Origin of the sequence: Priestia sp. JV24 (assembly GCF_025910025.1) — a bacterium.
Lineage (GTDB): Bacteria > Bacillota > Bacilli > Bacillales > Bacillaceae_H > Priestia > Priestia megaterium.
Genome location: NZ_JAPCIN010000015.1, coordinates 95,348 through 106,944, shown reverse-complemented (window position 1 = coordinate 106,944; position 11,597 = coordinate 95,348). Strand labels below are relative to the sequence as shown.

Here is an 11,597-nt window from a genome sequence, read left to right as displayed (position 1 = left end):
ATATTATCTTAAAACGAATGTATCATACATCACTTAGGCGAACAAATAATTTGTTTCATAGACAAACAAAAGCGCTTTATGTTTTTTTACATAAAACGCTTTTGTCCTACTTCATATTTTCTTTTTTGAACTACTTTTCGATTGGTTTTTTTAATGCATGCAAGTTTTCTTCTGCAGAAAGCATCACTTGGTTCATAATATCTTCTGCATCTTTAATTGCTTGGTTATAAAAGTGAGGGCCGATATTTTCTTTAATAAACTCTAATACATTTTCCGCAGCAAATTCACTGATTTCTTCATCTCGTTCGTTATAAAAAAACGTTTGAATTTCATTCAGCATTTTATCTTTATCTTCTTTTGAAAAATTAATAAACATAAGCAAAACTCCTCTTTACATTGATATCTGTCTACCTGACATCATAGCAAGAGGAGCTGAGAAAATGCAGTCTTTTTTTCTTGTTGTTTTTGTGTACAATGCTTGTGCTGATTTGAATTAGCTAGGCACCTTCATAGCCGTTTTTTCTTTTATGCGGCCTGAGCGCTTTTTCATATCTTGTAAAATTTCTAAATATCTCTTTTCCGTCAACTCATATTTTGCCAGTGGGACAAGTGATAACAAGCAAAGAATCCCCGGAATGATTGTAAAGATTAAAGCGATCCAAATGAGCGTGCTGTGTGACTGAAGTTGATTTGGCACGTATCCTACTGCTGAAAGGATGTACCCGCCTACTGCTCCACCCACTGCTGAAGCAACCTTTGTTTTGAAAATATTCGTAGAAAACACCATTCCTTCCGCTCGGTTCCCCGTTTTCCACTCTCCGTATTCTACACAGTCAGCGAGCATAGATGTTTGAGCAATGTTGCTAACTCCACCGCCGAAAGAAGCTAAAAAGCTTAAAATCATTACCGGCATAACGTGAAAACCGGTTACAAACATTGTAAGAGTGGCTACAGCATTTAGGGCAATTCCCCCTATTGCTGCGCGTTTCTTTCCAAATTTGTTTGAAATGAAAGGAGACGCGATCGCTCCTACAATTTGTGCTGTAAAAAATAAGGTTAAATAAAGAGACGCGATATTCTCTGCATTTAAATTGTATTTAAAATAGTAAATAGAAAACGTAGTTCGAATTGTTAAGATCGTTTCAACTAAAAGCATCGAGAAAATTAGATAACGCAACGGTTTATTTTGAATAAATAAGTTCCAAACTGCTTTTGGCGTCTGCTTTTCCTGTCTTTTTACGGTATAGTTTTCTTTTACTCCTGAAAATGTAATAATCATTGTAATCATTAAGATACACGCATAAATAAGACTAAGCATAAACCAGTTTCCAAAATAATGAGCTAGTGGAAGAGTTAATAAACTAGCAAATAAAGACCCTACTGCTGCAATGGTTCTAGGAAACGCCACTACTTTATTTCGTTCTTTTACATCTTGTGTAATCGTTGCTGAAAGCGACCAATAGGGAATATCCATAATAGCAAAGCTTGTTCCCCATGCGATATAGGTGATATAAGCGTAAATTAATTTTCCTGTATGAGAAAGATCAGGACTAATAAAACACGCGACTGTAGCAACTGCTGCAAAAAATCCGCCTATTAAAAGATACGGCCTAAACTTACCAAATCTCGTTTCTGTATTATCAACAATCATTCCGATAATAATGTCTGCAATTCCATCCCATATTCTCGCAATAAGAAATAAAGTTCCTACGGCTGCAGCATTTAGTCCTACGCTATCCGTATAAAAAATCATTAAATATGTACTTGTTAATGCATAAATAATATTGTTTCCAAAACTCCCCATTCCGTATGATAATACGGTTTTTAGAGAAACTTTTGACTGTACCCCCATGCTCATATAACTTAACTCCCTTCTCCTATAAAACGCTTTCATATCATTGGTGACTAGAATCTCATTGCTTTTTGAGATTCTAGTCTTCTATTACGGCTGTATATTTTCCACAACTCGACTTTCGTAAGGCTGCAGAACAATATCTTTAAATACTTTTACTTCGGGCGTATGGTTCATAAGAAAGGAATAACTCTTCTCTCCAAGCTTGCGAGGATATACTTCAATTCCCTCTTCACTTTCCGTATGCTCAATATGCTGCTGTTTTACAATATCAAGCGCAATTTTTTCAAAAGTCTGCTCTTCAATTCCACAGCCTACATAATAAACCGTCCCGCGACCAAACTGATTTTTTGTTACAGCCGCTTGATTATAAAATGGATCGTCATACTCATACAGCACTTCAGCTGTTACAGGTGTGATAATGTCTCTCCACACGGACACACTTGCTTGTTCTCCTTCATACGGTCCTACCCCTTTAATAGCTGCTTTCTGAGTAGAAGATAGTGCTTCCACTTCATGAATTTCAATCCCTGTTATTTCTTTTACATATCCGGGCAGCGTCTGTTTAAAGCGAATATTATTTTGTTTGTCTTTAATGCCGGTTCTAAACGTAAAAACGATGACGCCTCCGTTTTCAGTAAATTCAGTAAATCTTTTACCTAGTTCTTCATCAATGATTTGCAAAGCCGGAACAACTAGTACTTTATAGCTTGAAAAATCTCTTGCAGCAGGAATAACATCAATAGGTGTATTCAACTTATAAAACGGTGTATATCCTCTAAGAAGCTCCTGCGTAAAGTCAAATCCTTCACTTTGCTGCTGAAAGCGCCATGACCATATATTTTCATAGTCATACAAAACGGCAACATCGGATTTAATACCAGACTCAAGTACATGTTCATAATGAACGATTTCACTAAATAACGACTGAACTTCTTTGTAGCGTCTTCCATAATGATTATCGTGACCTACAACTCCATAGCAGTATTGCTCGGCTCCTCTTGTCATTCCGCGCCAACGGAAATACAGCATATTCGTACATCCATGAGCAAACGCCTGATAAGACCACATTTTTGCCTGGTTAGGTCGCGGAAGATAACCGATGATATCATGACCTTGAGCGCCCATTAATTCCTCTACAATCCAGAAGTTTTTATGTAGCAAACCTCTATTAAAATCATGCCCTAGTGCAATATGAGCCGGGGTAATGGGCTCTGTTTGACCGCCCCATACCGGATAATTGTCATAAGATACAAAGTCCATTACTTCTAGATTTTCTTCATGATCAAACCATTTATCAAAAAAGCCCCCTGATACGTTCGTTGTCAACAGCTGGTGATCACCTTTATATTTCTTCACAATCGCTGTTTGTTCGTGAGCGTATCTGTTTAACGAAAAAGAACGAAAGCGCGCCCAGTCAAGCTTTAGCGAAGGGCTGTGTGTCGTAATTGTTTTTACGGGCATAGGCACTTCAGTAAACTCGCTATATGTTTGTCCCCAGAAAATAGTGCCATACTTTTCATTTAGCTCATTGATATCTTTATATTGTCTTTCCAAAAACTGCTGAAACTCTTTATGACATTGTTCGCAGTAACACATGTCACTGCCTTCATGGCCAAATTCATTGTCAACTTGCCATGCTACAATTGCTTCTTCTGGGCAGTAGTGCTTTACGAGTTGTTCTGTAATCTGAGCGCTATACTTTCGGTAAAGGGGCGAATTAAAACAATATTGACGTCTTCCTCCAAAGGCTCTGACCGCCCCGTTTTCATCTTTTGATAAAATAGAAGGATGCTGCTTTGCAAGCCAAGCCGGAAAAGTGGCAGTAGGCGTACCAAACATAACATCAATATTCTGTTTTTTAAGCTTATTGATAACGCTATCAAAAAAGGAGAAGTCATATTCACCTTCTTTAGGCTCCATTAGGTGCCAAGCAAACTCTCCTATTCTTACCATGTTTGATCCTAGCTCTTTAATGCCTTGGATATCTTCTTCTATCATATTCTCTGGCCAATGTTCAGGGTAATAATCGACACCGATGTACATTTTTCTCTACTCCTATCTATTTCTTTATTTCATTAAATGAACGATTTGCTGCTAACTGTTAAGGTCTACTCGGAAACAGTCATCAAAAGCAAAAAAATCACATTTATTTTCTTCATAAATAAATCTCTATTCAACTTTCAAGATACATACTTTCTAATTTTTTAAAACGCTTACAAGTTTATTTTATGAACTTTATTCAAAATATTCAATGGTAAAAATTTAGAGAAAAACATCCTTTTTTTGCTCTTTATTAAAATAAAGAATAAAACGCTTACAAAGACAAATGTTTTTATAATTCTTGTATATATCTCCCCTCACACTTACCACATCCACATTTAGGTAATAAATTGCTTATAAAACAATCAGCAAAAGTAATTTCTTTCATACATGTTATCTATCAATTAGTCAGAGTCATTTGACTTATCTATAAAATAGTAAAAATTACAGAGCAGGTTTTTACCCTTATTAACACATTAAATCTACGTTCACCATCACAACAAAAAAAGACCGCACAATTAATCAATAATCTCGATTAATTATGCGGATACTTCTGGGGCTAAGATACTCTTGTTCCGCCTTTTACTTGCAGCTGATTATAAACACACCTTTTACCGGTTTGTGTTCATGCAGCTTCCATTTATACAAAGCTCTTCAAACGCAGGATCCTTTACATTTTCCATCAATAATGATGTTGCAACATGCTGGAAATTAGAATGACGAATCGTTAGGTTTGTGACGGGAGAACGTTCATAGGCTCGAATCCATAAGCCGTATTTGCCTCCGTTGCTTTGCAAATTCTTATGAAGACTTTTTTACATAGAACTTATGCAGGGGTAATAAGGCGAACGGCTGTCTTTAATGCTATAATTAATTTCGCATACGAAATTAATTATAGCATTAAAATCATACATAGCCGCTGCACCTTATTTTCGTATCATTTAAAATAAAGGAATTTTAAAGAGAAAAGTGAATAGTATAAACATGCACTTTATTTACTATCTCTTTTTAATTTTCATATATTCATTGCTTTTAAAGGAGAGGATATCATGCCAGGAGCAACAAGCATGGTCGTAATCGGGATTACTGCCTTAATTGTATTTGGACCGAGTAAATTGCCGGACATAGGACGAGCATTTGGACATTCCCTGCGAGAATTTAAAAATGCAGCGGAAGGAATTATACAGGATGACGACAAAAAAACTCCAGAGGATACCACTGAAGATAAAGAGGAAAAATCCTAATTTTTATGTAAATAAAAGTTATACAGACTAAAAAGCCCACTTTTCACGTGCAGTGGGTTTCTTTTTTGATGTATGATAGTAAAAAATAGTAAAGAAAGAGGGTAACTTTTTGTTTAAATCGAAACTGCATTTTTGGACATTAGAACTATTAATGATTGCTTTACTGATTTACATTTGTAAACATATTTCGTTTGTTTTTCTACCAATCGGTGTGTTTATCTCCACTTTGTTTTTCCCTATTCTCGTAGCTGGTTTTCTTTTCTTTTTATTCGAACCAATTGTGTCATTTCTCACAAGAAAAAAAGTGCCAAAAACACTGGCCATTTTACTATTATACGTTGTTTTTATCGGCGTAATTGCTTCTATTGTGGGCGGTGTGGGACCTACTTTATCTAAGCAATTAACTGATTTGGCTAAAAATATTCCGTCTTACATTGTAGAAACGAGAGAGTACATAAATGATTTATCTAACTCAAGATGGTTTAACTGGCTCGTTGAACAAAAATATGTGTCGCTCGATCATATTGAAGAGTCACTTTTAAACTACGCGTCTACTTTACCTACGAATCTCACAAACAGTATTTCATCTGTTTTAAGCGTCGTAACGAATATTACACTTACGGTTGTAACCGTTCCTTTCATTCTTTTTTATATGCTTAAAGACAGCCATAAACTTCGTAAAAATACGCTGCGTATGGTTCCTGCTTCTTACCGAAAAGAAACGTTACGTACAATGAAAGAAACAACAAATACGCTAGCTACTTATATTCAAGGCCAAATGCTCGTTTGTTTGTTTGTGGGTATTAGTACATTCATTGGTTACCTCATCATAGGGTTACCCTATGCATTGATACTCGCACTAATAGGAGCCCTTACTAATATTATCCCGTACGTCGGCCCTTTCATTGGCGTAGCACCTGCTTTAATCGTAGGTTTATTATACTCTCCTACAAAAGCGATATTAGTAATTATCGTCGTCGTAATCGTTCAACAGCTAGATGGGAACATTATTTCTCCGCTGGTAATTGGAAAGAAATTAAACACTCATCCTTTAACGATTATTATTTTATTGCTTGTTGCGGGTAATATTGCAGGAATACTCGGAATGATCTTAGCGATTCCTGCTTATGCTGTAACAAAAACAATTGTGATAAATATTGTAAGAATGATTCAATTCAGAAACAAATCTGTCAAATTGTAAAATGCCGAGGCTATCCAATAGAAGCTGGTAAAAAAGCTTCTTAGTTGAAGTTAAATCCGAACTATTAATCTGATTAATAGTTCGGATTTTTTATTGTCATATTGAACATAGGGTTCGTGCAGCTGCTTCTAGCTGTTGATTGGAGGGCAAGGTGAAGACTTCTGCGTGAAAAGCGGAAGTCTTACACGAAACTCAACAGCGGTGTCACAAGCGGTTCAGCTCCTTTATCTCATTTGTTCGTCTTTAGATTGGGGTAATTTCGTTATGTCCTAATGTCTTTTATCTTCCCATGGGTTCAGCACTGACACGCCATCAGGTGATTTCCATCCGGATCTTTAAATGTAAACCAATGATTGTGTTGAATTCCTGTCGTTAGCTCTACTTTTTTCTGCTTCATATATTCATAAGCTTCTTTGATATCGTTTGTATTCAAATGAAAAGCTGGCGTTTTAAAAAGCGTATTTTTTGAATAAGTTTTGCTATCTAATACAATTCCTGTTCCATTCATAGGTATCACATATAAATGATCATATAAAATGTCTCCATCTGCTATCAAACCTAGTATGTCACAATACCAATCTCGTGCTTTTTTTATGTCCTTTACAGGAATAAAAACCGTGCCTACTTCATTTAATATAGGGTTCATTTATGACCTCCGGTATGGGTTTAGTAGTTTTACAACGTATTCTCTTTTAATCGCTAATATCCTTTTATTTTGAGATACTTTCTATCAGTCCATTAAACTCGGTAGCAGAATTAGCGGTCTTGCAGACACGTTTATCCTCCATACATAAGCTACACGGCAAATATATATGCTTCATGACCAAATGTAGATTACTAAAAAAGAAAATGAGAAAATCTCCCCCTTCCTCTGCTTTGCACGTGTATAATGAAAAAAAGACTATAGATAGTAGCCTTTTTTTGTTTGTAGCATCGAACTTTCGTGCATTACAATAGATTTAAAGCCACTATCCAGCTAAGGATTAAAATGACTAACTTAAGGTTAAGGAGGTTAGATGTGTATGGATTATTCATCTTTACTCATACGCGAAGTCATTGATAGAGTATCTAAATTACGCCTCTTATCTGTTTATAATGAAAGTATAAAAGGTGATTTAGAAAGCACCATCCTCCCTCTTTATCAGCAGCACTTTGAAAATAAAGATGTAAACGAAGCGTTGAGGATTTTAAAAAAGGACTTTCTCAATCGTACGAAACGCAGATGGTTAGATGCTGCTATACGCGACTATGAGCAAAAAAAGCCTAAGAAGAATAAAGAGCTGATTGGCGAATACAAAGCGCTAACAGCTTATTATAAAACGAATGGAAAAGAACTCTTTTGCAAACAGTTTGAAAACGTATCATCTCCGGAAGAAGTCATTGATAAACGAATTGGTATCCTACGTGAATGGAGTCAAGAAGATAGCTTCTTCTTAACGGATTATCCTTATATTCATCAAAAAACCAAGACCCAGCGAGAAAAAGCAATCCATACGGATATATCTATTATTATTGGGCTTACTATACTGGACCCAAGCTTCCAAAACGGAAATCATAGTATTATTGAGAGCCCTTTTTCAACTGTAGAGAATCCTTTTTTCTCTAACTCAAGAGCAAAGCTTCTCGTCGAGCAACCCCTATTAGAGAAAGAAGGAAAAGAATATTTCTTAAGTACTTATAACTCTGAAGACGGGACAGATTACGAATTGTTAATAGAAAAAGAATACGCTGAAGAAAATGGAAATAAAATTAGTGATTTAGATCGGTTTGATTATAAAGTGTTTTTAGAGATCATGAGCCAACGCGACGAATTGTTCGCTACACAAAAAATTATTAACGTAAAAATTGGTGACCTTGTGAAAGCACTTTATAAAACAGACAGTAAGCGCAACTATCAGATGATAGAAGAAAGAATTACAAAAATGAAGCACTATAGCATGACAAAAGTACAGCATAATAAGAAAATTGCCTACGGTATTTTTGACTTTGTGGATATTACTACCATGCCCAACGGAACGCGAATTGCTGAAATTCACGTCAATGAAGTGATATATAGAGACTATATTCAACGCCAAACGGTGCGTATTTATAAAAATAAAGTAGAAAAATTAAGTTTAGACGCCGCTTATCATTTGCTATTCGTTATGCAAAAAGAGCGTCTCATTTGCTATGAAACAAAATCTTCATACAATGTCACAAGAGATTATTTATATTTTTCGACAAGAGTCCGCTTTCGAAAAAGACGAAAAAAAGAAAACCTTGTCGAAATTGAAACAGCCTTAGATGAGCTAGTCGAACAAAAACTAGCTGTCCAATCCTATAAAAGAGTGGGCCAAGTGTTTCAGATTACCTTTATTCCTGTGGGAGAAAGTGAAGTAAAAGACTTACTAGCCGGTGATTACGAATATGCTCCCCTTTCTATTTATCAAAACGTAACAAGTTCTATAGGCTAAAAAAAGAATGCTCTTATGATTTTTATAAGAGCATTCTTTTTATCTGCCTACCATTAGTTACTGCATTTTTTGCTCCACATTTCCGTGCAAAAGTGTTTTTTTGCTCCAATTCTCCATATAAACATACTATTTCCCCTGCTGATATAGTTATTAAACTTCACCTTTCTTATCATTTTGTGAACTTTTTGTGTCTAAAAGAAGTGTTACAACTAATTTTTGCTCCAGGTTCCCGTGTAAAAGTGTCGTTTTTCTTTCTATACTGCATTTACTATAAGTTTGGCTCCAATCTTCCGTGCAAATATGCCACTTTTACATAATTTTTCTTGAGACAGCGACTTTCCCCCTCCGTTTTCTGCATTTTTGGCTCCAAATCTCCGTGCAAAAGTGTTTTTTGCTCCAGATTTCCGTGCAAATATGCCACTTTTTTAAAAAAGCGCGATTTTTTCTGCAAATGTTCATTTATTCTTTGTAAAAATGTGAACTTTCTGTGTCTAAAAAAGGGCATTTTTTTGTTTTATGTCCCTATTTTCCGTGCAAATGTGTCACTTTGTCGCCCGAATCTTTATTTTTATCATTTTTGCTCCTATTCTCCGTGCAAATATGTCATTTTTACATCAAATTTTTTTTTGAATTTGTCACATTACGTGTATTTCATCCGTCATAATACGACATTTGTCTTAAGAATGCTGTTTTATCAACGTTTATGAAATATAACGCTATTTTTGCTCCACATCTCCGTGCAAATATGTCACCTTTTAAATGGATGTCTCGTCCCTTGGTATCACTAGTCTTTTAAAAAAATGCACCATTTCCCCGTGCAAATATGTCATTTTACAGCCTATATGACTGTGTCTATACTGTAAAAGACGACGTATATAGTTTTGGAAAGGAGGTCACTACATGAGTATACAAAAGCTGTCACTAAAACGGCACACCCTTGTAGCAAATAAACTGCTGATTGTCATGAGCGGCTTAAATAGAAACACGAAACGAGACAATAGCTATTACTATGAAAAACATTCATTTGGTCTTGCGAAAAACTTTGTAGACATAAAGTGGACGGGTTCTCTGATGAAGCAAATTTTAGCTTACGTAGCCAAATGTAACAGCCAAGGTCATATTTCAATTATTTCTGAGCAAGAACTGGCTAATACAATCCAATGTTCCGTTCGGACCGTTCAAAATAATAATAAGCTTTTAGAAAACTATGACATCATTCGCTGGGATCGTTTATGGGGAGACTATATTCAAGTTTCTTTAAACAACTATTTAGAGGATTTTTTAGATTTACATATAAAAGAAGCTGCTGATGTTCAAAACATATCATATAATCCTGAAATGCTTGATGAAGATAACAATACATATACTTCAAAAGGCGGTTATACTTCTGTTTCGATGGAAGTGATTTATCAATTGCTGGCTATTAAAAATATCAACATGCTGCGTCTGGCTTTACGTGCGTTGTACGTATACGAATCTGATGTAAACGTAAAGAAAGATTCAGAAGCGCTTCTATCTTACACTGAGGTAAAACACATTCTTCCAAAATACATTGGCTATAAAGCTGCTATTAAAGAAATGGCTAGTAAATTGAGTACAATTTTCCGTATCGATGTGCTAGAAAAAGATGATTGTGTCAAAACATTATTAGAAGAAAAGCAGCCAAGAAAATCAATTATTGAAAAAATCAAGGATGGTTTTATTTTAAGCTTCAATTTAACTGGTGCTCATGATAGTAAAAAACAAAAAGAAATCGAAAAAATCCGTGGAGAGCATGCATTTGCTCAGTTTAAGAATTTCTTTAAATCTTTTGGCCATTATTCCATTAAAAAAGAAGATATTCATTCCATTGTGCATGAGTTCGGTTTAGATATAATCGAAAAATCATTAACGTCCGTTCAGCGTTACTTACAACAAACTTACATAGAAGAAAGTATGGAGGCATTTCGCCCTCTTGTGCATGAAATGGAGTCAAACTTCTTTACGTATATCCGCAAAATTGCCAACGGGTATTATCAGGCAAAAATTAACGCTCTATAATACTCTTTTTTGTTATGCCTTTTTTTACTCACCTCTACTTTATTTCCCTCCTATTCTTTCTTTCTCTTTAACTTACTAAAATATATTTGTCTATTAACTATAATAAATCCCTTTAAATGATAATGATTTTCATTCCTATGAAAAAAATCAACTAAATGAACAAAAAATACAATAAATAAACGTTATTTTCCGATCGATTGGGTAGAAAATATGGCAGTTATAAAAAAATCCTATATTTTTTCGTGAAAATTCTTGTAGTAAACTGCAGTTTTTTTGATTGCTTTATTCCCTTTAACCTCAGTCAGCAGAAGGCTTTTACCCATATAAGTTTTAGCAATGTTTATAATTTCTTTAATTTCTTTTTAATGTCTTATAAATGTCTAGTAATTTCTATAAAATAATGAGCAGCAAATAAATAATATTTTTTATACATGGAGACATTAAGCTCCTATACAAATTGTAATCATAAGTTGGGTTAGTTTAATGACTATCAAATATAAAGGCAGGATTAACAGCTTTTTCTCTCTTCAAATAAAAAACACACAAAATAGATGTCAGATTTTGTGTGTTTTTATTCATTAGAACTATAAAGGCAAATTATTTAATTAGTTGGAGTTTAAATGATCTCTGTCTACCGCATCCGGTGGTGTTTCCATCCAGCCGTTTTCCATCATAATATCCGCTGCATCTTTTACAAACCTCGAGGTATTTGTCATTGATTTTCCATATATCAGCGCCAAATCATGTCTTCCATTGACGGCTAC

Annotated in this window: 9 protein-coding genes; 4 read left to right on the top strand and 5 right to left on the bottom strand. The window is 35.0% G+C overall.

What is annotated here, in order from left to right:
- Nucleotides 1–130: 130 nt before the first annotated feature.
- The 3 genes from OK414_RS09830 to OK414_RS09820 all read right to left on the bottom strand — a co-directional run bounded on the left by OK414_RS09830 (nucleotide 131) and on the right by OK414_RS09820 (nucleotide 3,898).
- Nucleotides 131–376 carry a DUF2164 domain-containing protein gene (locus OK414_RS09830; RefSeq protein WP_016763783.1) on the bottom strand — a complete coding sequence of 82 codons (246 nt, stop codon included), beginning with the start codon at nucleotides 374–376 and terminating at the stop codon, nucleotides 131–133.
- Between the two features lie 117 nt (nucleotides 377–493).
- The gene (locus OK414_RS09825) at nucleotides 494–1,858 is read right to left on the bottom strand and encodes a glycoside-pentoside-hexuronide (GPH):cation symporter (protein ID WP_263045554.1); all 1,365 of its coding nucleotides are present in this window, start codon (nucleotides 1,856–1,858) and stop codon (nucleotides 494–496) included.
- An 84-nt stretch (nucleotides 1,859–1,942) separates the two neighbouring features.
- Complete coding sequence (locus OK414_RS09820; RefSeq protein ID WP_205662742.1) at nucleotides 1,943–3,898, bottom strand: beta-galactosidase; 1,956 nt, start codon at nucleotides 3,896–3,898, stop codon at nucleotides 1,943–1,945.
- A 1,046-nt stretch (nucleotides 3,899–4,944) separates the two neighbouring features.
- Between OK414_RS09820 and OK414_RS09815 the strand changes: the two genes are divergently transcribed.
- Both OK414_RS09815 and OK414_RS09810 read left to right on the top strand, forming a co-directional pair.
- Nucleotides 4,945–5,139 carry a twin-arginine translocase TatA/TatE family subunit gene (locus OK414_RS09815; RefSeq protein ID WP_013082787.1) on the top strand — a complete coding sequence of 65 codons (195 nt, stop codon included), beginning with the start codon at nucleotides 4,945–4,947 and terminating at the stop codon, nucleotides 5,137–5,139.
- A 109-nt stretch (nucleotides 5,140–5,248) separates the two neighbouring features.
- On the top strand, nucleotides 5,249–6,340 hold the full coding sequence (locus OK414_RS09810; RefSeq protein WP_016763781.1) for an AI-2E family transporter: 1,092 nt from the start codon (nucleotides 5,249–5,251) through the stop codon (nucleotides 6,338–6,340).
- A 295-nt stretch (nucleotides 6,341–6,635) separates the two neighbouring features.
- Here the strand turns inward: OK414_RS09810 and OK414_RS09805 are convergent, their stop codons facing one another.
- Nucleotides 6,636–6,986, bottom strand: coding sequence for a VOC family protein (locus tag OK414_RS09805; protein ID WP_263045553.1), 351 nt, complete (start codon nucleotides 6,984–6,986; stop codon nucleotides 6,636–6,638).
- 376 nt (nucleotides 6,987–7,362) lie between these two features.
- Between OK414_RS09805 and OK414_RS09800 the strand changes: the two genes are divergently transcribed.
- The gene (locus OK414_RS09800; RefSeq protein WP_013082784.1) at nucleotides 7,363–8,793 is read left to right on the top strand and encodes a hypothetical protein; all 1,431 of its coding nucleotides are present in this window, start codon (nucleotides 7,363–7,365) and stop codon (nucleotides 8,791–8,793) included.
- 900 nt (nucleotides 8,794–9,693) lie between these two features.
- On the top strand, nucleotides 9,694–10,833 hold the full coding sequence (locus tag OK414_RS09795) for a hypothetical protein (protein WP_263045552.1): 1,140 nt from the start codon (nucleotides 9,694–9,696) through the stop codon (nucleotides 10,831–10,833).
- A gap of 605 nt (nucleotides 10,834–11,438) precedes the next feature.
- Here the strand turns inward: OK414_RS09795 and OK414_RS29905 are convergent.
- Nucleotides 11,439–11,573 (bottom strand): DUF3231 family protein, encoded by a 135-nt coding sequence (locus tag OK414_RS29905; protein ID WP_317620591.1) that lies wholly within the window; start codon nucleotides 11,571–11,573, stop codon nucleotides 11,439–11,441.
- Nucleotides 11,574–11,597: the final 24 nt, after the last annotated feature.